This window comes from Nostoc sp. JL33, from assembly GCF_017114985.1.
Taxonomy (GTDB): domain Bacteria; phylum Cyanobacteriota; class Cyanobacteriia; order Cyanobacteriales; family Nostocaceae; genus Nostoc.
The window spans coordinates 1-22,437 of record NZ_JABXKP010000010.1; the positions used below are offsets into that span (position 1 = coordinate 1).

At 41.5% G+C, this 22,437-nt stretch carries 24 protein-coding genes and 1 pseudogene; 10 read left to right on the top strand and 15 right to left on the bottom strand.

Going from position 1 to position 22,437, the window contains the following annotated elements:
- Positions 1 to 30: 30 nt before the first annotated feature.
- The 3 genes from HWQ23_RS02245 to HWQ23_RS02255 all read right to left on the bottom strand — a co-directional run bounded on the left by HWQ23_RS02245 (position 31) and on the right by HWQ23_RS02255 (position 2,215).
- On the bottom strand, positions 31 to 576 hold the full coding sequence (locus HWQ23_RS02245) for a pentapeptide repeat-containing protein (protein ID WP_292823137.1): 546 nt from the start codon (positions 574 to 576) through the stop codon (positions 31 to 33).
- 117 nt (positions 577 to 693) lie between these two features.
- Positions 694 to 1,299 (bottom strand): flavin reductase family protein, encoded by a 606-nt coding sequence (locus tag HWQ23_RS02250; protein WP_292823138.1) that lies wholly within the window; start codon positions 1,297 to 1,299, stop codon positions 694 to 696.
- Positions 1,300 to 1,750: 451 nt separating this feature from the next.
- Positions 1,751 to 2,215, bottom strand: coding sequence for a hypothetical protein (locus tag HWQ23_RS02255; protein WP_292823139.1), 465 nt, complete (start codon positions 2,213 to 2,215; stop codon positions 1,751 to 1,753).
- A 736-nt stretch (positions 2,216 to 2,951) separates the two neighbouring features.
- Between HWQ23_RS02255 and HWQ23_RS02260 the strand changes: the two genes are divergently transcribed.
- Positions 2,952 to 4,046, top strand: a complete 1,095-nt coding sequence (locus tag HWQ23_RS02260; RefSeq protein ID WP_292823140.1) for a phosphotransacetylase family protein — start codon at positions 2,952 to 2,954, stop codon at positions 4,044 to 4,046.
- A 34-nt stretch (positions 4,047 to 4,080) separates the two neighbouring features.
- On the opposite strand, the gene HWQ23_RS02265 is transcribed toward HWQ23_RS02260, so the two are convergent.
- On the bottom strand, positions 4,081 to 4,605 hold the full coding sequence (locus HWQ23_RS02265; protein WP_292823141.1) for a DUF4188 domain-containing protein: 525 nt from the start codon (positions 4,603 to 4,605) through the stop codon (positions 4,081 to 4,083).
- Between the two features lie 95 nt (positions 4,606 to 4,700).
- Between HWQ23_RS02265 and HWQ23_RS02270 the strand changes: the two genes are divergently transcribed.
- From HWQ23_RS02270 to HWQ23_RS02285, 4 genes are all read left to right on the top strand, one after another.
- On the top strand, positions 4,701 to 5,237 hold the full coding sequence (locus tag HWQ23_RS02270; RefSeq protein WP_292823142.1) for a PadR family transcriptional regulator: 537 nt from the start codon (positions 4,701 to 4,703) through the stop codon (positions 5,235 to 5,237).
- Between the two features lie 81 nt (positions 5,238 to 5,318).
- Complete coding sequence (locus tag HWQ23_RS02275; protein ID WP_292823162.1) at positions 5,319 to 5,822, top strand: DNA-processing protein DprA; 504 nt, start codon at positions 5,319 to 5,321, stop codon at positions 5,820 to 5,822.
- A gap of 87 nt (positions 5,823 to 5,909) precedes the next feature.
- Complete coding sequence (locus tag HWQ23_RS02280; RefSeq protein ID WP_292823143.1) at positions 5,910 to 6,308, top strand: MAPEG family protein; 399 nt, start codon at positions 5,910 to 5,912, stop codon at positions 6,306 to 6,308.
- Positions 6,309 to 6,397: 89 nt separating this feature from the next.
- Positions 6,398 to 6,889, top strand: a complete 492-nt coding sequence (locus tag HWQ23_RS02285; RefSeq protein ID WP_292823144.1) for a YajQ family cyclic di-GMP-binding protein — start codon at positions 6,398 to 6,400, stop codon at positions 6,887 to 6,889.
- A 41-nt stretch (positions 6,890 to 6,930) separates the two neighbouring features.
- Here the strand turns inward: HWQ23_RS02285 and HWQ23_RS02290 are convergent, their stop codons facing one another.
- Positions 6,931 to 7,488 (bottom strand): glutathione S-transferase family protein, encoded by a 558-nt coding sequence (locus tag HWQ23_RS02290; protein WP_292823145.1) that lies wholly within the window; start codon positions 7,486 to 7,488, stop codon positions 6,931 to 6,933.
- 2 nt (positions 7,489 to 7,490) lie between these two features.
- Positions 7,491 to 7,955: a hypothetical protein gene (locus HWQ23_RS02295; RefSeq protein WP_292823146.1), complete on the bottom strand. Its 465-nt coding sequence runs from the start codon at positions 7,953 to 7,955 to the stop codon at positions 7,491 to 7,493.
- 510 nt (positions 7,956 to 8,465) lie between these two features.
- On the opposite strand from HWQ23_RS02295, the pseudogene HWQ23_RS02300 reads away from it, so the two are divergent.
- Positions 8,466 to 8,758, top strand: a pseudogene (locus tag HWQ23_RS02300) (hypothetical protein); the annotation flags it as partial.
- 220 nt (positions 8,759 to 8,978) lie between these two features.
- Here the strand turns inward: HWQ23_RS02300 and HWQ23_RS02305 are convergent.
- Together HWQ23_RS02305 and psaM are read right to left on the bottom strand one after the other, a co-directional pair.
- Complete coding sequence (locus tag HWQ23_RS02305) at positions 8,979 to 9,389, bottom strand: slr1601 family putative cell division protein (RefSeq protein ID WP_292823147.1); 411 nt, start codon at positions 9,387 to 9,389, stop codon at positions 8,979 to 8,981.
- Positions 9,390 to 9,643: 254 nt separating this feature from the next.
- Positions 9,644 to 9,775 (bottom strand): photosystem I reaction center subunit XII, encoded by a 132-nt coding sequence (gene psaM / locus HWQ23_RS02310; RefSeq protein ID WP_190912801.1) that lies wholly within the window; start codon positions 9,773 to 9,775, stop codon positions 9,644 to 9,646.
- A gap of 157 nt (positions 9,776 to 9,932) precedes the next feature.
- On the opposite strand from psaM, the gene HWQ23_RS02315 reads away from it, so the two are divergent.
- Positions 9,933 to 11,195, top strand: coding sequence for an FGGY-family carbohydrate kinase (locus HWQ23_RS02315; protein ID WP_292823148.1), 1,263 nt, complete (start codon positions 9,933 to 9,935; stop codon positions 11,193 to 11,195).
- Between the two features lie 177 nt (positions 11,196 to 11,372).
- Here HWQ23_RS02315 and HWQ23_RS02320 read toward each other — a convergent pair whose 3' ends face one another.
- The 4 genes from HWQ23_RS02320 to HWQ23_RS02335 are packed head-to-tail and all read right to left on the bottom strand — an operon-like array spanning position 11,373 to position 16,823.
- Positions 11,373 to 12,596, bottom strand: a complete 1,224-nt coding sequence (locus tag HWQ23_RS02320) for an McrC family protein (protein ID WP_292823149.1) — start codon at positions 12,594 to 12,596, stop codon at positions 11,373 to 11,375.
- On the bottom strand, positions 12,593 to 14,170 hold the full coding sequence (locus HWQ23_RS02325; RefSeq protein WP_292823150.1) for an McrB family protein: 1,578 nt from the start codon (positions 14,168 to 14,170) through the stop codon (positions 12,593 to 12,595). Before HWQ23_RS02325 ends, HWQ23_RS02320 begins: the two co-directional genes overlap by 4 nt.
- Before the next feature lie 57 nt (positions 14,171 to 14,227).
- Complete coding sequence (locus HWQ23_RS02330) at positions 14,228 to 14,704, bottom strand: ASCH domain-containing protein (protein ID WP_292823151.1); 477 nt, start codon at positions 14,702 to 14,704, stop codon at positions 14,228 to 14,230.
- A gap of 10 nt (positions 14,705 to 14,714) precedes the next feature.
- The gene (locus tag HWQ23_RS02335) at positions 14,715 to 16,823 is read right to left on the bottom strand and encodes a GNAT family N-acetyltransferase (protein WP_292823152.1); all 2,109 of its coding nucleotides are present in this window, start codon (positions 16,821 to 16,823) and stop codon (positions 14,715 to 14,717) included.
- Positions 16,824 to 17,061: 238 nt separating this feature from the next.
- Here HWQ23_RS02335 and HWQ23_RS02340 point away from each other — a divergent pair, with 238 nt between their 5' ends.
- The gene (locus HWQ23_RS02340; protein ID WP_292823153.1) at positions 17,062 to 17,802 is read left to right on the top strand and encodes a dienelactone hydrolase family protein; all 741 of its coding nucleotides are present in this window, start codon (positions 17,062 to 17,064) and stop codon (positions 17,800 to 17,802) included.
- Between the two features lie 80 nt (positions 17,803 to 17,882).
- Here the strand turns inward: HWQ23_RS02340 and HWQ23_RS02345 are convergent, their stop codons facing one another.
- The 3 genes from HWQ23_RS02345 to HWQ23_RS02355 all read right to left on the bottom strand — a co-directional run bounded on the left by HWQ23_RS02345 (position 17,883) and on the right by HWQ23_RS02355 (position 21,074).
- Positions 17,883 to 18,773 (bottom strand): hypothetical protein, encoded by an 891-nt coding sequence (locus HWQ23_RS02345; RefSeq protein ID WP_292823154.1) that lies wholly within the window; start codon positions 18,771 to 18,773, stop codon positions 17,883 to 17,885.
- 70 nt (positions 18,774 to 18,843) lie between these two features.
- Positions 18,844 to 19,434, bottom strand: coding sequence for a DUF1517 domain-containing protein (locus HWQ23_RS02350; RefSeq protein WP_292823155.1), 591 nt, complete (start codon positions 19,432 to 19,434; stop codon positions 18,844 to 18,846).
- Positions 19,435 to 19,508: 74 nt separating this feature from the next.
- On the bottom strand, positions 19,509 to 21,074 hold the full coding sequence (locus tag HWQ23_RS02355; RefSeq protein ID WP_292823163.1) for a pentapeptide repeat-containing protein: 1,566 nt from the start codon (positions 21,072 to 21,074) through the stop codon (positions 19,509 to 19,511).
- Between the two features lie 67 nt (positions 21,075 to 21,141).
- Between HWQ23_RS02355 and HWQ23_RS02360 the strand changes: the two genes are divergently transcribed.
- Both HWQ23_RS02360 and HWQ23_RS02365 read left to right on the top strand, forming a co-directional pair.
- Positions 21,142 to 21,981, top strand: coding sequence for a prephenate/arogenate dehydrogenase (locus tag HWQ23_RS02360; RefSeq protein ID WP_292823164.1), 840 nt, complete (start codon positions 21,142 to 21,144; stop codon positions 21,979 to 21,981).
- Between the two features lie 83 nt (positions 21,982 to 22,064).
- Positions 22,065 to 22,355, top strand: a complete 291-nt coding sequence (locus tag HWQ23_RS02365) for a hypothetical protein (RefSeq protein ID WP_292823156.1) — start codon at positions 22,065 to 22,067, stop codon at positions 22,353 to 22,355.
- The last annotated feature ends 82 nt before the right edge of the window (positions 22,356 to 22,437 follow it).

The window sequence follows — 22,437 nt, forward strand, 5'->3', positions numbered from 1 at the left end:
ACATTTTGGCAGTTTTTGACCCCTCTTTTTTCAATCTTGGTGAGAAATCCGGGTACCATCTGGCATAGTGGTGGTGATGTATATAATAGCTCCGCTGATGTTGGCATTTTTAACACCAGTCAAATTAGCACCAGTGAGGATAGTTCTGTTAAGAGAAGCTCCACTCAAATCAGCGTCGGTCAGATTAGCGTCAGCCAAATCGGCATGATTCAAACCCACATTACTGAGATTGGCTCCACTCAGGTTGGCTCCACTCAAAACGGCGGTGAACATTTCGGAACCACTAAAATTAACACCAACCAAGTTAGCCAAGCTGAAGTCACATTCAGTCAAATCGGAAGCACTCAAGATGGCATAACTCAGGTCGACACTTTCAAAGGTAGCGCCAATTACCATACTCTTGCTCAAATTAGCCCTAGTGAGATTAGCATTAGTAAAATTAATCCCAGTCAAATCGGATTCACTCAAGTCGATCCCACTGAGATTAACACCAGTCAAATCGCTATCGCTCAAATCAACCGCCCTAAAGTCTCTCTCCCCAGCAGCAGACCTTTCCAACAATTCTTCAAGATCCATAACTGAAATCCTGCATCAACTAACACATATAAAGATAACTCACTCAATCTTTGGCAAATCCTCTTTGACCCTACCAACTCTTTTGTCGCTTTCCTAACCCCAAGTTCCCATTACTTTTTAAGTCGGGCGAATAATCTCATACAAATCCTGGGTGCGGGTATACCAGTTACCCGACAGGCGACCGATCGCGTGCAACTTTGCGACATCAATTGTGTTTTGTGGTGTCAGTAAATCGTCTCGAATATGCCACAGCACCGCCTCAGCAATAATTAATCCCGATTGGCTACCTTCATTCCCTATATAAACGACTTGCTTCAGCACACACTCAATATTAATCGGTGATTCCGCAACTCGTGGCGGACGCACTCGTTTTGAGGGAGCAGGAGTTAGTCCCGCTACTTGAAATTCGTCCACATCTGGCGGAAAGTCGCCACTAGTGGCGTTCATCTGTTCCCCCAATTCTTCAACAACTATGTTGACCACCAGTTCACCCGACTGCTCTACATTGAATAAAGTATCTTTTTTAACACCACGTTTCAAACCTGTGGAGATGGCTAGAGTCGGTGGATTAGCTGTCACGCCCATAAAAAAACTGAAAGGTGCGACATTGGGCGTACCATCGCTGGCGATCGTTGACACCCAAGCGATCGGTCGGGGAACCACTGAACCGACAAGTAATTGATAGGTATTTCGTGGGTCGTTCTGGGACGGATCGATAATCATTGAGATTTTCCTCACTAAACACTACAGTTTTTCAAAACTCGATCTTAAGAGAAGCTTTCCGCCTGAGCTATGCGTAATTTTCATTACTGCTCTTGCTTTTTCTAGCTATCTGTGAGATGTTCCTACTCAGTTACAATACTATGGTTTATTGACCAGAGTACAGTAGTATTAATCGGTTGATTAATTAACCCAAATGCTCACGCACTAAATCCCAGTCAAATGTTAAAGGCCCCTAGTACAAGGGTAAAGCTTTAAGTTTTTTAATTCCTATCCTACGTTCAGAAACGGTTAAGGGGAAAAGGAAAAACCTTTCAGCCTTACCCTTTCCCCAAACCAAATTTAAATTTGAAAATGCTTAACCGAGAAGTATTGAGGTTAGAGCGATCATCTACTGCGATCGCAGCTTTTTTTGTCGGCTATTTAGTTGACTGACGTTGGGTCTTTTCTGCAATCAATACAACTCTAAAGTTTCTAATTCTGGTGAGAGTGGAAAGCCAAATTTTTCATGATAATGAGGAAACTTGAGTAAGAATAGGCATAAAGGTTTATTTTGATAAAAAGCTTTTAGCTTAAACGTGCGAACTTCAAAACCTTCCTTCTGTGCTTCTTGTGATTCAGAAAAGCTTCCAGGAAAAATTTCATCAAAATGAATTTCAAATTTCCTTGCAGTTTCCAAAAAAGGCTTGCCAATCAATCTAGCACTATTGTCATAGGCAGGGTTAGGTATTACTCTCCTATACTGGCTTTCGTCGAATCCAGCCCTGAAAATAAATTCAAAAAATTCGCTAAATATCTTCAGGTTTTCACTTGTATTAAAATCTTGCCAACCTTGAAATAAACTGTCTTGAAGCTCTTGAACAAGATTAATTACAAATTGACTTTTTACAGAATGAATTTCAGCAGTAACTATTTCCATTTCTACCTTTTTAATTTAAATGGTGATTTATTCACAAAAATCTGCTTAACTTTCAGGTTTTGAAAGTAACAAAATCAAAACGTTCTTGCAATCTCAAAAGATTCGAGAGCATTTAGCCAATGGAAAATATCGGATTTTTTAAATTCCTCTACTCCAGCACATCATAGGAATGAAGTCCCATAAACAGATTTAAACTTTGCGGATGATGCAATCCTTAAAGCTCACTAAATTTTCTTTATAACCTGTAAAAATTATTAAGTTATAAGCCGAAATACTTATGTATTTATACTGTCATAAAAGAATAATACAAGTCAACAAGATTAGTCATAAATTCAAAAATTACTCAATATTATTGTTGACAAGTTTATATTTACTTAAAATTCATATCCATAAAAGCAATTTTGCGCTCAAAATACGGACAATACAGATAGCTACGTAGCAGAAGTCAGTAAAAACGGACTCAAACTCACTTAATTGACTCCGTTTGAACAGACTTAGGCTCCATAGCAACGAAGCTGTTAGTTTGGTATTTGTTGGTAATCACAAATCTTCAAGGTAGGCGTACAGGTTAGCAGAGCCGACACAAGGAAAGAAAACCTTTCTCCCGCCCCTGCTTATTCAGAAGGTAATTCTGGGAAACCTTAATTTGTGAGAGTGAGAGGCTTTTGCCAGAAGGAACTAGAATTAGGAAACACCTAGCTGGGTTCTTCTGACTTTTGAAATTAGGAGTGCATGTGTGCCAAAATCCCCTAAATATTTGCTGATTGGATCAACCGAGACTTACAGCGGTAAATCTGCAACTGTTCTGGGTTTGTCTGATCAGCTACAGCAAAAAGGACTGGATATTACCTACGGTAAACCCCTCGGTACGTGTTTAAATTCGTCTAGGGGAACCGTAATTGAAGAAGATGTCCAATTCATCGCTCTTAGCCTCAATTTGCCGGAAAACCGCGTTGCACCTACAATGCTGGCTTTGGATGAACTGAATGTGCAAAAGCGCTTGCGTGGGGAAGACAAAACGGATTATCAGCAGTCCCTAATCCAGCAATATTTACAAATGTCCCAAGGAGATTTAGTGTTACTGGAGGGGCCTGGTGATTTGTCCGAAGGCAATTTGTTTGACTTGTCTTTGCTACAAATCGCTGAAGTGTTGGATGCTGGCGTGCTGTTAGTAACCCGCTATAAATCCTTGCTTTCGGTTGAGGGGCTATTGGCTGCCAAAGGGCGTGTAGGCGATCGCTTGATTGGAGTTGTGATCAATGATATTCCTGTCACCCAACTAGAAGCGGTTGACACTCTCTTGCGCCCATTTTTGGAACAGCAGGGGATTCCGGTGCTAGCAATGCTGCCAAACAGCGATTTGCTCCGCAGCGTGAGTGTTGGCGAACTAGTCAAACAGTTAAAGGCTGATGTTCTCTGTCGCAATGATCGCATGGATTTGTTGGTAGAAAGTCTGGCAATTGGAGCGATGAATGTCAACTCTGCTGTGAAATATTTCCGCAAACGCCGGAATATGGCAGTGGTAACAGGAGGCGATCGCGTGGAAATTCAGCAAGCTGCTTTGGAAACTTCTACCCAGTGTTTAATTCTCACCGGGCAACTACCACCCCCGCCGTTCATTCTCAGTCGTGCTGAAGAACTAGAAATCCCCATTTTATCTGTTGACTTAGACACCCTCACCACTGTAGAAATTGTTAACCGCACTTTCGGGCAAGTCCGCCTCCATGAGCCGATTAAGGTTCAGTGCATTCGCCAGTTGATGTCTGAGCATTTTGACATTGAGCGCCTGTTATCCAAACTAGGTTTAACTCCCGCAGCCGCATTGTCTTAGATTCATCAACCTAAACAATTAAGAGCATCTATGCTCAGTTATCAGTAGGAGGCTGTATTACTGGTGAGGGTACAGCTAGTTCGCCGTCACCTCCCAGGCGACGGCGTGCTGTCTCTTTCCGCCCCATAGCTGGGACGTGCTTAGTTGCAGCAGCTAATCCAAAAACAGGCATATTGCCGTAAATAGCCTTATATTTTCCCGGTTCTATTAAATAAGTTTCGTGCCAAATGCCAACACTCCCATCAGCACCAATGGCTTGATTAAACCTTTGCCAGGCTTTTAGATGTGCATCAGCTGGATTTCTGGCAAAATGCTCCAAATCCTCGAACGATCGCCAATACTGAATCAGTCCCACTCCTCGCCAGTAAACAAAAGTTTCTCCCCCTAAAAACCCTTTTTCGGGATTCTGATTAAGGCTTCGTAGCATGGGCGACATCGCCGTTGCAGTCGGAATCCATTTGGAGAAAGCGAATAATTTATTAATTCGCATCCCAATCAAAAACACAACAAAAGGTTCATTAATCTCGGCTGTAAATCGTCCCGGTATTACTTGAGGCATCTATCACTCCTTGTTGTTTAAGCTAATATGCAACTAATTGCATATGAATATCTTTATGCAATTAGTTGCATATGTCAAGTAGTGAATTAAAAATTATGGCATTAGCGCACGCAATATTAGCGGCTCTGGTTGACGCACCCTGTAGTGGGTATGATTTAGCAAAGCGATTCGATGGCTCTGTAGGTTTTTTCTGGTCAGCAAGTCACCAGCAGATTTATCGAGAGTTGTCAAAGCTAGAAGATCAAGGATGGATCAGTTCCGAGTCGATTGTCCAAGCAGGACGCCCAGATAAAAAGCTCTATAGAGTTACAGATTTGGGAGAACAGCAGATCAAAGAGTGGATTGCTCAACCTTGTGAACCCACACCGATTAAAGATGATTTGCTTGTTAAAATTTTTGCTGGCCATATTGCTTCTAACCAGATGATCTTGGCAGAGCTTGAGCGTCACCAAAAAGCCCACTTAAAAAAATTAACTACATACAAGGATTTAGAACAAAAATGCTTTCAGAATCCGCAAGAACTGCCAGAATCAGGCAAATTTCAGTACTTGACTCTCCTAAATGGCATTAGTTATGAAACACATTGGCTGGCTTGGTGTAACCAAGTAATCCAAACAATCGAAAAATTGTAGCAATGTCTAACTCAGGTTCGCCTCGCACCTACACGCTGTTTGGTAAAATATGTGGGTCGTTTAATCGGATTATCTCCATCTTTGACCCAATCAACAGACCTTATTAGCCTCGATACATTAGCGCAAGAACTGGCAACAATCCAGCAAACGGGTTCTAAAAGAATTGCCTTGCTGGGTTCTCGTCACGTCCCGATTACGCATCAGAATCTTATTGAAATGATGACATATGCCCTAGTTTTATCGGGTAATCGAATCATTACTTCTGGTGCTACAGGGACAAATTCAGCTGCCATCAAGGGAGCAACGCGGGCCGATCCGAATTTGTTAACGGTGATTCTACCCCAAAGCCTGGAACGCCAGCCTTTGGAATCGCGCCAGCAACTAGAACAGGTAATGCATTTAGTGGAAAATCCCAATAATGATAATCTGTCCCTTGCTGAAGCTAGTTACCTGTGCAACAAGGAAATTGTCTCTCGTTGCCAGCAACTGATCTGCTTTGCGTTTCACGACAGTGGCACCTTGTTGCAAACTTGTCAAGATGCGGAAGAACAAAGAAAAGTGGTGACTCTCTTCTACTTTGATTAGTCATTTGTCATTTGTCATTTGTCCTTTGTATTTGACTGATGACTGATGACTGATGACTGATGACTAATAACCAATGACTAATAAGTAATGATAATTTTTTTGTACTCGATCGCTGCTGCTGCCGTTCTAATTTATGTGCCATTTTTGGTGGTAGCTTATGCCCGTGTGCGTATTGGGTATGAAATGTTTTCTACTCCTCGCCCTATGCTTGATAAATTGCCACCTTATGCCCAACGAGCTACTTGGGCACATCAGAACACCTTTGAAGCGTTTATGGTGTTTGCGGCAGCCGCATTGATGGCATACGTAACTGGTGTAAATTCTTTTACAGCACAAATAGCTGCGATCGCCTTTGTGGTAGCCCGTTTGCTATACTCGATTTTTTATATTTTGAATATACCCCTTTTGCGTTCGCTCATGTTTGGCATTGGCATCCTTGGCTCTGCCACTCTCTTTTTCTTGAGCATCATCCAAGCTACTAGTTAAGTGGGGAGTGGGAACTGGGGACTGGGAAAAAATTTTCCCAATACCCAATCCAAAATCCAAAATCCAAAATCCAAAATCTAAAATGTTTTATGGCTTCTACTTTTTCCTTTGACATTGTGAGCGACTTTGACCGACAAGAGTTGGTTAACGCTGTCGATCAAGTTATCCGAGACATCAAAGGTCGTTACGACCTCAAAGACACTCAAACTACTGTCGAGTTAGTCGAAGAAAGCATTAATGTTAGTACTGACAGCGAGTTTACCTTAAATTCTGTACACGACATCCTGCGAGAAAAAGCCGCCAAGCGTAACCTCTCCCAGAAAATCTTTGATTTTGGCAAAGTTGAATCAGCCAGTGGTAATCGCGTGCGTCAAGAAATCAAACTCAAAAAAGGCATCAGTCAGGAAATCGCCAAACAAATTTCCAAATTGATTCGCGACGAATTCAAAAAGGTACAAGCCTCAATTCAAGGGGATGCTGTGCGGGTTTCTGCCAAATCTAAAGATGACTTACAAGTTGTCATGCAGCGACTCAAACAAGAAGACTACCCGGTAGCTTTACAATTTACAAATTATCGTTAACAGATCGTAATTCGTAGTTAAAAATTCAATTACGAATTACTTTAAGTTGTTCCGGTAATACTTTTTTGAAATGCCGGACGCTCAGATAACTGCTTCATATAGTTCAACACGGCTGGGTAGGAACTGAGGTCTAGCTTCAGAATCATCGGAATGTAATTCAGAATAGACCCCACTGCCACATCAGCAACAGTCAACTCATTACCAAGTAAAAAAGGTTGCTTACTGAAAATTTCATTTAACGGAGTCAACAAGCGGGGCATTTCCCGCTCCCGATTCTCCTCTCCAAAAAGCCCTGGAGCAAGGGTAGCATTGGCAAACAATACCCATTGGGAAAATACAGCACGTTCTTGGAGTGAAAGTGGAGTTTTACTGTACTTATCGGCAAGATATAGCAAAATTGCCCCAGATTCCCAAAGTTTAAAATCCCCATCAACAATTGCTGGAACTTTTCCAACTGGGTTAATTGCTAAATATTCAGGCTGGAGATGTTCACCCGCCTGCATATCGAGCTTGACGAATTCGTAAGGAACTTTTATTTCCTCTAAATACCAGTGAACAATTGAGGCTCGACTACGAGTGCCGCCGTAAAGTTTGAGCATAATTACAGAACTTTGTGAGTGTGAGAATGCTGTTTCACGTTGTCTTCTTTAGTGACAACTCTAGCGGCATTTAACACCCGCTTGCGCTCAATGGAATACTTAAATTCAGTGTAGTTTGTACCTAAGGGAATCAGTGATTTTGCAGATACACGACGCTTGTAGGTACGAGCTGCTGCAAATGCCCGTGGCACAAATTCCTCTCCAAACTGAGCCGACTCTGGGAAGCCATCTGGCATCAGTTGTGAATCCCCATCGAGCAGAGTTCCCAAAGTTGTTGCATGAGCCAGCTTATAGGAGGTAGGGATGCCCTTTAAAAGCGCTTCCAAAGCCGCAGAGGGAATCGGTTCTATTACTTCGATTTGATAAACTTCTCCATCTTCTTTGACGAAGCAGGTTGCCAAGCCGATAACAATGTAATCATCGGTTGCTAAATCAGGGGCATTGGGATAGGAAATTGCGGTTGTCATCGGAAAATTTCTCAAAACTTAAAAATTAAATCTAGATACTGGGGCATGGGGCATTGAAAAGAGGCTACAGGCAGGCGCGGGGTGCAGAGGGAAAAACTCTTCTCCCTTGCTCCCTGATTTGCCTTGTCTCCCCAGTCCCCGTGCCCTGTTTCTCATCTTAAGGAACGGCTTGTTGGCATTCTACCAATTTCTTGCTCTCACTACTTGACGAGTCTTTGAGATTAACCGAACAATTCGCAGTGACGCTCGTTGCGCGGCATCGTCTCCCCTTCTCCCTCACGCGCGTGGCTAGCGCCTGCCGTAGGATGCCCGCAGGGCTGTAGGGAGAAGACTCGCTAACGCAATTCGCTTTTTCCGACGTAATTGGATAATTGAGGCGTTGGGATACAGAGCAAATTTAATTTATTGATGGAAGATGAAGAAATGCTCCCGCATCAATTTTCAGAGCAAGTGCCTTCAGGCATGGGGTACTAATTAAGAAAAAGCGAATTGCGAATTGGTAATTGCTCTGACTTGGGGCAATATTGTCAGGCAATTGAGAATTTTGAGGTAGCACTGCTTTTCGGTCAACTAGAAAGTTATATCTGGGCTGAACGCGGCAGGACTTACCATCTTTGGGGTGACTGGAATTATGCGTTAGCGTTCGCGGAGCGTCTGGTAGAGTTGGCATCGCGGATTATCATCGCGTCCTCACTCAACTGCCCTTTCTCGACAACAGCAAGGATATTACTGGTTATCGCTTGCGTTTACAACTCGAAAATTGGCTAAACGAACTGCTATCTGATCAGCATCCTATTTGGTAGATTAGTCCTTCTGGGAGATTCAAAATTCAAAATAAATTATTAAATTTTGAATTAGAGTTTAGCGACGCTGTATCGCTAATCAATAATACTTTATAACTACATAGCTAATTCTGGAAGTAGCTATTAACGATTATTTATTAGCAATAATATAAATTAACACCCTGGTTATACGTAGCCAGAATCACAAGAAGCCTAAATAATCCCAAATTCGCTATTTGTTTTAGGGTGATGACTCTGTTTGTTGATCTTCTTGGCGATCGCGATTCATGATCACCACCCGACGCTGGCTGGGATCAAATCGGTATCCTTGTTGTTGCATAATAGTTTTAGTTTGCTGAGGATCGAAGTTACGGTTAAACTCCGTCTGCAAACCATTCACATGTTCTTCCATCAGCTTGACTTCAGTACTAATTTCTCCCAACTTTTGTTGCTGTAACCACTGATAAGACAAAAGTTGTGCGAAGGCAGATGCTGCAACAGCTGTAATCACAAGATTAACCGCTATCTTGGCTGTGCTTTCCAGTGCCATCACCTGGTAAGAACGTTGACGAAGATGCCGCTTTGGTCGAGAAATGACCCGGCGTTTTTGTATAGGTTGTAACGGTGGTCTGGAGGGTTGAATCGCGTTCATGATCCTAAAAAATAACCTCGCTTAGTGAAGGGAAGCACTGTAAAAGCGCTTTGGCGGTAATTACTGCTTGATTTAGCTGTCATATTACTTCATTTTTTGGAAATAGCTACAAGTGTTGCACTAGTTAAAAAAATAACCTGGCTTACGTAGGTTACAGTTTTCTAGCTACTTATGGCATAAAACCACAAGCGTCTGGAAATTGCACCCCGTACTAGCCAGGATTATTAGCTTTTTAACTGTGTCACATCGTAGCGTTATTTGTAAAGTTCTGTGGCTAATCGCCAAGCTAGAACTCCTGGGATCAGCGCCACAACTAGAGCGATGTAGACTTGAGTATCTGAGATGGAAGACACCTGAGCGATGTACAGAGTATCTAAGATAGGCATGGCTGAAAACCTCTTAACCTGAATAGATTTTGAACAGTTCGTTTACTACTTTTCCTTGTTTTGCCTAGATTGTGGAATATCTTGTTACAAGATGCAACAAAAGCAGTTATTAGTCAGTAGTCGTTAGTTATTCGACCTTAGAAAAATTTATAAAAATATGAATTTGTATTTGGGTATCGACTTCGGTACATCTGGCGCACGCGGTGTGGTAATTGACGAGGAAGCTTCTTGTATCCAGGCTGAGGTGCGATATCCCTTCCAGGATTCACCAGCGCCTATTATGCCCAAAATTTGGCAGGAGGCTTTGTTTGTGCTGGTGGAACAAATACCTAACCAATTGCGGCGAGAAATTAAAGCGATCGCAATTAATGGTACTTCTTCCACCGTCTTGCTGGTCGATGCTGCGGGTTCGCCAGTAGATGCACCACTTTTGTACAACGACGCGCGGGGATCATTGGTGCTAGAGCATTTGAGGAGTATAGCACCCCCCAACCATACCGTATTGAGTGCCACCTCCAGCCTGGCCAAACTTTTGTGGATGAGGCAATTACCTGCTTTTAGTGAAGCTAGATATTTCCTGCATCAAGCAGATTGGCTGGCGTTTCTCCTACATGGTCAGTTGGCTATTAGCGATTACCATAATGCTTTAAAGCTGGGTTATGACGTGGAAGAGTTGAAATACCCAGAATGGCAAGAATTGCTGCAAATACCGATTCAGCTACCCAAAGTTTTACCTCCTGGGACTGGGATTGCCCAATTGCACCCTGAAATTGCCCACAAGTTCGGTTTACGCCGCGATTGTCTGGTATGTGCTGGTACAACTGATAGTATTGCCGCTTTTCTCGCCAGTGGGGCCAAATTACCTGGTGAAGCCGTGACTTCCCTTGGTTCAACGTTGGTACTAAAGTTGTTAAGTCGTACCCGTGTAGAAGATGCCAGATATGGGATTTACAGCCATCGGTTGGGTGATTTGTGGCTGACTGGTGGTGCTTCTAATACTGGCGGTGCAGTACTTAAGCAATTTTTCACAAACACTGAGTTAGAAAGCCTTAGCCGTGAGATTGATGTATCAAAAGCCAGCGAGTTAGATTATTATCCATTATTGAAAGCAGGCGATCGCTTTCCGATTAATGATCCCAATTTACCCCCACGCTTGCAACCACGCCCAGATAACCCAGTGGAATTTCTGCATGGGTTGTTAGAAAGTATGGCCCGCATAGAAGCGCGAGGCTATGAATTATTACAAAAAATGGGCGCAGACAAGTTGACCCATGTTTATACAGCTGGCGGTGGCGCGGCGAATGACACTTGGACTGCAATTAGGGCGCGTCATTTGCAGGTTCCTGTAGTAGCGTCAGTGTATACGGAAGCTGCTTATGGGACGGCGCTGTTGGCGATGGGGGATGGAAAAAAGGGATGAATAAGAGTAATTGTCTAACTATCTTTTCGTAGATATCTTGAAAATCAGTATCTATCCCAGTGACAATCGATATATCTCCGCCGATACTGTGATGATTAGATACCGGTTCATCATCTGGGCAGCTATTCGGGGATGGGTGCTTCGCAGCAAGCGAATGTCATCTATCCCCTTTACTAATTATTGGTGTGAGTTCTGTGAGGATTCGGAGAAAAGAAAAAGGTTTTTTAAGAAGGTTTGACCTGCGCGATCGAGATTATCATCTAGAGAAAAGGTGAGGCTGCGGACTCGGATTTGATCACTTTTAATATCTAGTGGCTGTGGCAAGTCTTTGGGGTATATCAAAAAGGCTTGCTTGCATTTTGTTGTGTTGGCGTAACTGATCATTTGATAAATATCTGTATATCCTGCCCGTTCAGGGGCTTTATACTTTGTATCCAAAACTGCTATTGTTTGGCCAGTAGCAACATCACACAGTAATATATCTATACTGAAGTGCCGATTCTGACTAATTTCTATCGGATGTTGCTGTTTGAAAAAATAGCCTTGTGGGGTGTTTTTATTAAGCCATTCCGCGACAAAAAGTTCATATAAATGTGCCATATCGACGAGAAAAGGTAGAGTTTTATAATTTCCACTCTCATGACTGGGACTAATATTTTCTAAAAAGAATAGACATAAATTGTGTAATAGTTGATAGTCGGGATTGAGGCGATTGTACTGTATTGCAATACAATCTTCTGCGCTACAAGGTTGCAGCGTTACTAATCCTTGTAGAGCGTGATAAGCTTTTCGTACTGTTGGTGATACTCTTTCTGAACATAAGCTGCTACGACCAATGATATAAAGTGTCCATGCCAAGATTTGATTTTCTTTAATATCAACCGTATGTTCTTCGTAATCGCATTTAAGTTTAACATTCCACGGCTTCTGAATTACCTGTTGCACATCTAGCCTTCCCCGCACATAAGAAAGCTGCTGTGTTTTAGGCAAGTAAGTACGATATAATCCTTTGCGGCATCGCTCTAAAACTTTATGGGATAATATCTGAGCCAGATTATTATAAAATTCCTCTAGAGATTCGCAATCCATCATCCCTTCGAGAAAGCGAAAACCTTTAAAATTGTAGGCATATTCCAGCATTCCAAAGAGGTTTTGAATAGGCACTTTCGGATTTATTTTTAGATGCAATTCAGGAGTGACAGGAATGTAACCTACCCATCCTCTAGCTTTCAGTTTCCAATTTTCTCTCGTTTTATAGGTAGGAAATTCTATATCTACTTGTATTTTGTATTTCTCATATAACTCAACCCCGGCTGAATAGGGTATTTCATCAAGCTTAAATGATTTATTTTCGTATTCTGTAAGTTCAATAATTATTAGTTGTGCTGGGTTTATATTCATAGCTTAAGCTGACCCTGAATTTTATCCCAGCGAAACTCTTTTACTTTTTCTAGCTGGTTAAAAAAGTACTCTTCTAAATATGGCTCAATTTCCATGCGCCATATATCTTCTATATCTTCACGTAGGTTGTCTGTTAAAAAGAATGAAATACCAATTTCGTAGTTTTTATCTGCGATCGCCTGATTTAATTGCTGTAAAATCTTAATTAATTCCTCTACTGGAAAATCTGTTTTTCGGTGATAACGTCGCAGCACCTCATAGTTTGTGCGAAGTTCAATAAATGCAAAGCGGCGGCGTAACGCATGATCTATATTGGCGATAGACCTATCTGCTGTATTCAGCGTGCCAATAATGCGGACATTTTTCGGGATGCGAAACCTGTTACCGCCAGCTAGTGGAATTTCTTTATCTCGGTACTCAAGTAAGTACATTAATTCACCAAAAACTTGTGCAAGATTAGCACGGTTTATTTCATCGATAATTAGAACACAAGTATGTTCACGAGACTCAGCTTTTTTACAAAATTCTAAAAATCTTCCTGGAACCAGTGGATATGCTAATATTCCATTTTGGCTTTGAGGACGGATGCCTTGAATGAAATCTTCATAAGAGTATGCTGGATGAAATTGCACAAGTTCTGATAAACCGTCACCACCACCGATTAAGTGTTGAGCAAGTTTTTCAGCAATATAAGTTTTTCCTGTTCCAGGTGAACCATATAAAATTGCTTGACCTTTACGATCAATTGTGTGTATCCAGCGTTCTATTATTGTTTCGTTAAGACCTATTTCTTCAGTAAGTTGAGACAAAGTATATTCTGGTGACTTAATTTCTTTCCTCCAGTAAGTGGTATTTTGGACGTTGTAATTGCTGAAGTCATGTTTCTTCACCGCTACCATCCAGTGAGAGAACATATCAAACAAGTCATCATCTCGCAAAGCTGGCACACCTGGTTGGCGCATCACTTTAGCAAATTCTTTAATCAGTTTGTGTCCTGTACTGTTGACTGCTGGATAATCTGTCAGCCTTGGTTTATAGTCTGTATTGGCAAAATAGTTGATTACTCGTAGTGATTTATTGTTGAGCAAAAGAAATTCATCTGGTCGAAGGCTGTTCAGGACAGGCGTGAGTATTTCTGTTTGGAAACCTTTAGAATAGGGCATCTGTGAAAATTCTTTACAAGCTGCTGATAATTGCTCTGGATTATCATTGCAGCCGCGAACAAAATTCCAAATCGCAAGATAAATTTGTGGCCAGTCTTCGGGTTTTGCCCACTTTGCTTCCTCAAACAATTCTTTTATATCTTTCGCCACAGACGAAGCAATATGAATCCAAACGCCCCTTTGAGGATTTTTTGTATTGTTATCATAAGGTAGCAACAGAGGTAGTAACAATGATTCTGTCACGTTTTCTCCAGAGTCTGCTGCTGCTGCGATCGCTTCAAAATTACGACGTCTCTGCTGACGCTGCTGAGTATATGAGTTTGTATGGCTTATCCCAGATGCTGTATAGGGATATGAGATTATGAATTCCTGAAACAACCTCACAAATTCAGATTGATTGTCAGCTAGCATGATCATTAATCAACTCTAGATTATTTGGTAAATAATTGATTTATAATCAAAATATATTTATTTACACGAAGAACTAATTGTTATACCTTGCATCATAGATTCAAACATCTTGAACTCACTTTCTTTTAAGTAACGATAACTTTGCGGAGGTCGAAATTCTGGTATTTTGTCTCTTAGTTGTGTTAACTCAATTGGATCTGGTAAAGTTTTTATATTTTTCACAAAAATCCCAACCATTACTGAAGCACCATTATAATAACTTTGAAAATCTTTAGAACTAATTCCCGCTATGTTTTTGACCTGATTCCAAAATTCATTTAAGTCTTTCGGTAATTTTTTAATTTCCATTTGAGTAATATGCTTTACTTCAAATGAACCTACTAAAGCTTTTTTGGGAGATGAGACATATACTAAAACCAAGTCATCAATATTTAATCGAGAGCGAACACGACGGAGTTCTACTTGTTTTTTACCAGAAAATATTTTTTCTGCATACTGAGGTTTTATTGACAATAAAAGTATGTTACTAGGCATGAAAATTTATCTATATCTTATTGGTATACCCTAAATTATATAACTTTTTAAAAGAATCGCTGCTAATTTTACAAGCTGACTGGAATGATTCTTTTTTATTGATAATTTCTTGAACTTGCTTTAAATTTATAGGATATTTAAATAATTCAGTGTTGCTGAATCGAATTGCCATAATATTACCATCTTTATCTTGATTGACATTCATAATATCAGCCAACTTATAAACTCCTAGACGTTGAAAACGTTGATAAAGATTTTTAGGTTGATCGATGATAATCTCATCTACAAAGGAGCAGGCTCGAACAGAGCTTATTCCACAGTAAGACTTATAATCATCCTGGCTCACATACCAAATAATTCGACATGGAGCGTTTAATCCTCTTGAGTTTTTAACTGCTCGATAGTAGACAGCTTCACGGTTAAAAGCAAGCTCTATTTTTGATCCAAATAGAGTTTGCCTAGCCAACTCTGAATCAAATAAATCTTTTGCCCATTTGGGTTGAATGGGAATGATAAAATTGGGTATTTCAGCATCAATAATCTTTCCTGGAAAAAGGAATCGTTCAATATTTGCTGATGCTTGAACATCTGTACTTATGTTATTTGTATTGAGACTATCAGCAATTTGAATGCAAAAATTATATTCTTGCCCTAAATTAGAGGCTAAAGTAGCGAGGCGCATTGATAACTGGGATGCAGTTTCAGCAACTGCTAAGTTTACCTTTAGCCATCCGTTATTAACTCGGATAAAATTATCTTCCTGAATCGCTGTAATAACAGTTTCATCTAAACTTAAGTCAGTAATTCTAGTAAATTGCCGATGTTCATTAGCAGAATGTAATACCGATTGAAAAATCAAGTGCCGTACCAGTGTACCTGATAAGTGATTATTACCAACTCGGAGAAGTGGAACTTCTAGCTCATTTTTTTTATGTTTACCATATACAAATAAAGCAAGTGGTTGATTTTCTCCTTCGACAACTATATAACAATCAAACTTGTCTACTTCAGCGAGAAACCGACGTAACTGCTGTTGGAATCCAGTTTTTGTTTCACCTTGATTTATACAAGTAAAATAATTGGTCAAGAAATCTTCTTGTCCCCTTTGAACTGGTACTTGCTTTAGGAGAGTACCAGCCAAACGTACAGGCTGATAATCAGGCTTATTGCGAAGCTCGTCTAATTGAATAAGTAGTTCATTAAGGGTAAGAATAGAGAGCCTAAATTTATCATAAATTTCATCTGCAATATCTAACAGTTCCTTTTTATTGCTTATGAATACATGAGAGTCTGAGGCTATAGCTCTGGCTAAATGACGTAGATCAAGTTCAGAAAAAATTATATTTTTTGGATATATAACTTTTTGGAGATTTTGGCATATTTCATCTAAACTTTTACTTAGACAGGGCAAGCTGACAAAACCTTTTGCTAGTTGTCTTTGTGATTCTCTTTCCTTATCATCATTAACAAGACTTATATAGTTAAATATTTCATCGGTAATGCATAATTCTAACTCTGGCTCTAACCAATCAGCCAATAGTAATCTAGATTCTTCATTACTACTATCTTCATCTCTATATAAATTAAAAAATATATTGGCATCGATAACAACGCATAGCTTTGACTCAAGTTTATGAATATGAGTATTAGAAAATAGGTTTTGATGCCCGTGATCAAACCACCAAAAAATTAGCAACTTCTTATCTTTACTCTTTCCTTCTTTTTCATATTGAGGAACGAAACCTAATTTTGACCACATACCTGCTAAGTTATAATCACGACGGCAGTTTAAGCCAATACCTGTATATTTTTCTTGAGTTATTTGTTTGAGGTGATTGACAAGTAACCTTGCCATTTTCTTGTTTTGATGCTCCCCATCAACGCAAAGATGAACGATCGTGATCCGATCATACGAATGTCGATATAACAAATAGCCAATGCACCCTGCTTGAGGATCAAGAGCTACAAGTATCTGACGATCCTTTGCACGGTCTGCAAAAGCACCTTTAGGGAAAAAGCCAAGGGTTGTCCTATTGAGACCCCATAGTTCTATAACGGCTGGTAAATGCGGTGATTTATCGTCAATCTCTTCAATTTTTATCTGACTGTCTTTTGTCACTGATTTTATACCTTTTTAACTAGAACATTCACTTGCTGCTATTAAAATGGGAGCGCTTTAACACGCATCATATTTAGGAACTAAAATATAGCCTGCGATCGCAACAAACTTTGACTGAGGATATTAAGCGATCGCAATCATGGCAGAAAAACGCCAAATTGTGGGTTGAAAATAACCGGATGCTGCGGCGCTAAAGTGTAGAAGCTAATGACAGCAAGCGTAACACGGAGACAAAAAAGTGCAAATCACTAAGCGCAACGTTGAGTTAAGAGTAGATGGCAGCTTAATGCGTGTTTATGTTGCGGCTCCCAAAGCAGTAGGGAAATACCCTGGTATTGTCTTCTATAGTGATATTTATCAGTTAGGTGATGCGATGATTCGTCTAGCTAACTACTTAGCAGGATATGGCTATGTAGTAGCAGCTCCAGAAATTTTTCACCGAATTGAGCCAGTTGGTTTAGTAATTGAGCCAGACGATCTGGGACGGATGCGGGGTAATGACGATGCGCGTCGAACCTCCGTAGCTGATTATGATGCCGATTGCCTTGCTATAATTGAATTTCTTAAAACAGAGAGTGCGGTTTCTCCAAATAAAATAGGCACTCTCGGCTTTTGTATTGGTGGACATTTAGCTTTCCGCGCCGCATTTAAAAGCGAAATTCGGGCTTGCGTCTGCTGTTACCCGACTGGTATTCCTAGTGGTAAACTGGGTAAAGAGGTAGCCGATACAATCGAGCGGGTAAGTGAAATCAAAGGCGAGATGCTAATGGTATTCGGTACTCTTGATCCTCATATCCCAGATAGCGATCGCCAAACCATAATCAGAGCAATTGAGAATGCTAACGTGCCTCACAAAGTTCTTTTGTATGAAGCAGAACATACATTCATGCGCGACGACGGTTATCGTTATGATTCTAGTGCTACCACTGCTGCTTGGTCTGAAATAGTAACTTTCTTAGGGCGGATATTTGCAGACTGAAAAGATATAAAGAGAAGCCGGAGGGTTGACTTGTGATCCTCCGGCTTCTTAGGCAGTCTATTTATTAAATTTGGAATTTTCTAACGGCGTCTGCTGCCAAAACCACCTGAACGGCTGGGTGCTGAACTACGCCCACTACCAAAACTACTACCAGAATTGCGTCTGGGTGAGGTGGCTCTGCCAGAGGGTCGCAAGCTGCTACCACCAAAACCAGAACCCGAAGGACGGTTATTACCTGTAGTGCTACGCGGTGTATTGCGTATAGTTGAATTTCCCGGATATGACCTTCTAATTGTGCCTGTATTGCGGAAGGCAGTGCGATTTGTTACGGCTGCGGGTGGCGCATTATAGCGAGTTTGATAGTTTTGAACTGCTTGGCCATAGCTTCCCCCATATCCACCGAAGCCACTTAATCCTTGACCTGATTGATAGACAGGGGGTACATAATATTGAGGTCTAAACAACATACTACCAATTGCCTGACCAGCCAAGCTACCAGCTACAGACCCAGCAAAGGGTGCCCAGAAATTATTTTCTCGACGGACTACAACCGTCTCTTGTTGTCCTGTTTGAGGATTTGTTTTATTCTCGGTAACGTTGTGGACGTACTCAATTTTAAAGTCTTCTGTCACATATAAAATCGGTTGTCCTTTTTCTACCTTTAGATAGCTTTTCTTACCTTGCTTGATTTGATCATCAGTTAACCGTGCCATTTGCAAATTTTCGGTTGCAAAGGTTGGGGGATTATTGTTAAGTAAAAACAGGCTGTATTCCCCAGTTGCATCGTCGTATGTAGCTTGTTGTATTTGATATTCACCGTCACTCAGCTTGGTGTTAGCAGAGCTTTGGCTAACGTTCTTAGCGGGAGAACCAGAATTAGTTTGGTTTTCGCCTCCACAAGCGACAGTTGTCAGACACAAACTCAGAGCTAAAAAAACGGCTGTAAATTTACGTACTATGGTCATGATCATTGGATTATTGTCCTATCTCTGAGCTTAACAATTTCTTGATGTGAATAGTAAGTACGGACTACCCAACAGATTACAAAGGAATCAATTCTGGGTAATATTGCAACAGCTGATCGCTAGTGAGTTCATCGCCTAACTGTGCTGGGGAGAAATGTACTTGAATTGCCTTGAGTTTATGTTTGTAATGCAAATTGATTAAGGCTTTAAAAGCTTCCTTCAGCGACTGAACATTAGAAAGATCAGTTTCTAACTGTGGTATTTCTCCTTCATAAGCTACCGTAATAATCACAATGACGTTGCGGGTTACAGGTATAGATAAAGGTTCATTCAATCCATCAGAACTGTAATCTGGTTCACTGAGATATCTTTGGGCAGAGTCAGTAAATAATTCATTCACGTAATCTCCCGCCTCGCCTTCATCCCAAAATACATCGCCTTCGTTGGCAGCAGAAAGCCAATATTCATCGTATTGCAGCAGGGTTTGGCTAATTTCTACCAATCCTTCTCCCAAAACTTCTAAATCGCCATCGGCATCGATCGCATCCCGTCCAGCACTATTCAATACTCCCATAATTGGTGCTACCTCGCCTCCCCCTAAGTGTAGAAATAGGCGAAAGACTACATAGCGATTTCGACCGATCATTTTATTAAAGGTATCGCGCATTTTTATCCTCCAGAAATTTGTTATTTGTCATTTGTCCAATAACTAATGCCCTGTTTGGCCTGTTTGGCCAATGGCTAATGACTAATATAGTGAAATCCTTTGACAAAATCCATAACCATATTTAACGAAGGCAATATATATTTTGTTGATTCATGGGATGTATCATCATGACCTGAAGCATTGAGAGCAGAGCGATTAATAAATCTCTTCCCAAAGTTGGGATGGTCATAGACAATCAAAGTGTGAGCGCTGGAATTCGTTAAAACTATTTTGGTTGGGGCTTTGCAAAAATTTAACTTTGCGGCTACTTCGATATTTTTTTTCATCTGTTTAATTGTCGTAGCATGACTCATGGCTTGCTCTAAAAGAATATTTAATTGTTTCACCAGATGGGGCGATTTTAAATCTTGGTTGGCAACAACTTCACTGTTAATCATTTCCAGCATACTGGAAATATTTTTTTGGGTAGATGCCGCATCTAAAAAGGGAAGAATCACAATGTAAGCAGTGGGAAATAATCCTTCGTCGGTATCTAAATGAAAGGTGAAAACAGTTCGACGACGCCCAATTTCGATGCTTGGGGGTTGTTTCAGCCCCCGGTATTCGTGAGCAATTTGGTAGTAAGCGCCAGCGATCGCAAAATTGGCTTCATGTTCTAGGGCTGCATCAACAATAATTCGGATTGTTGGCGGTGTTTCGTTAAAAAAATCTCGTGAGTCTTCGGAATCGAACTTTTGGATAATCGAGCGATCGCCTGTGGGGCTAAGATCAACCCATTCACAAATCATACTTTCGGTTTTTAAACCAAACCTGGAGGTGGCATAAAGTTTTGCCCCAGTTAAAGTTGCTCCTGTTAAATCAGCACCAATCCATTCCGCTCTAATTAATTTTGCCTGAGTTAAATTGGCGTGGATTAAACTGGTATTCGTTAAATTGGCATTGCTTAAATCTGCGCCAATTAAATTAGCCCCGCTCAATTTTGCGCCGCTCAAATCTGCCCACCGGAGATTTGCGCCGCTTAACTCTGCCCACCGGAGGTTCGCCCCGCTCAAGTCTGCTCCGCTCAAGTTAGCACGGCTGAGATTGGCTTGTCTGAGTTCGGCATCTCGCAAATTTGCGCCGCTCAGGTCAGAGCGATAGAGGTCAGTGGCATTTAAGTTAGCCATCTCCAAGTTGGCTCCTGTCAGAAAAGCGCCCCTCAAGAGGGCTTCACTCAAGTTAGCCTGACGGAGATTCGCTTGGCGGAGTGTCGCCTCTCGCAGATCGGCACTGGTGAGGTCAGCCTCCAATAGATCGGCGCGACTGAGGTCAGCGCGAATTAACTCGGCGCGGATCAGCGTCGCTCCTCTTAGTTGAGCGCGGCTCAGATCCGCTCGAATCAAATTAGCGACGTTGAGACTGGCATTGTTCATGATCGCGCTAGCTAGATTCGCGCCACTGAGTCTGGCTACATTCAGCTTGGCATTGCTGAAGTTAGCTTCACTCAGATTCGCGCCACTCAGGTTGACTATACTCAAATTGGCATTGCTAAAATTCACGCCACTGAGTTTAGCCCCACTCAGGTTAGCTTCCGAGAGGTCAACACCACTAAAGTTTAAGACTCCTGCCGCGTATTGTTCCAGTAATTCCTCTACAGTCATTGATGTTACCCCTTGGATGCCAACTTTAATAGCTGGTATCATAAAAAACGGAATGTCAAAATCAAAAATGAATATTGGGATTTTAGGACTGGGACTGATCGGCGGATCTTTGGGTTTTGATTTGCGATCGCAAGGACATCATATCTTAGGAGTCAGCCGCCGTGAATCCACCTGTGAAAAGGCAGTTGCCCTCGGCAGTGTTGATCAAGCATCAGTTGATCTGAGCCTGTTGGCAACCGCAGAGGTTGTATTTATTTGTACACCTCTCGCCCTCATTGTGCCCCAATTTGAACAGTTGATCGCTCATTTGTCTGTCGCTACCGTCGTGACTGATGTGGGTTCGGCGAAAGCACAGATAGTCAACGCGATTTCTCCCCTTTGGAATAATTTTATCGGCGGTCATCCAATGGCGGGCAGAACAGACAGTGGCATAGAAGCTGCACAGCGACATTTATTTGTCGATAAACCTTATGTCCTAACACCGATCGCTACAACACCAACCACTGCAATTACCGTTGTGGAAGAAATTGTGCGATCGCTGGGAGCGAATCTCTACTCTTGTGAACCAGAGCAACATGACCGAGCTGTTAGTTGGATTTCCCATTTACCTGTAATGGTCAGTTCCTCGTTGATTGCTGCTTGTTTGAGTGAAACTGACCCCGATATTTTGCAATTAGCCCAAAAGTTAGCTAGTTCAGGTTTTCGCGATACCAGTCGTGTGGGTGGTGGGAATCCAGAGTTAGGCGTGATGATGGCGCGGTATAATCGTCAAGCATTGCTGCGATCGCTCCAACAATACCGTCACAATCTCGATGAGTTGACTGACTTAATCGAGCAAGAAAATTGGGCAGTTTTAGAGTCAAAGTTTAAATCAAGGCAAGAGGCACGACCTAATTTTGTTAAATAGTTATCGGGTGCGTTCAGCTATCGATAACGCACCCATTTTCAGCAAATCGATGTATTATACAGATAAATTTACAAAAATCAACAATGGTAGAACGCCCAATTAAGAAATCGGAACGTCAGTCCCAAGGAAGTACTGACAACAATTCCGAAAAGTCGGATTCTATAGCTCCGATTGAATCCAACCCCAAAAGCTCAAAACCGACCCGTAATCGTTCGTCTGGCACAGAGAAAAAAGCGTCCTATGGGGATGAAAATAGGCAGCCGGGGAATCCTGCCCTAGCGCGTGGCCCAAAACCCGTTAAGCCCCCAGCCAAAGTCAAAACAGAAGAACTTGAAACCGAATCAGAACCTATCTCTGAGGAGTCTCAAGAGTAACATTAGATAGTGTTGCGTGTGATGTGGGAGGGTATAAGTATATGAAAACTAGGATTTCTGGCTTTCAAGGCAGCGATCGCGC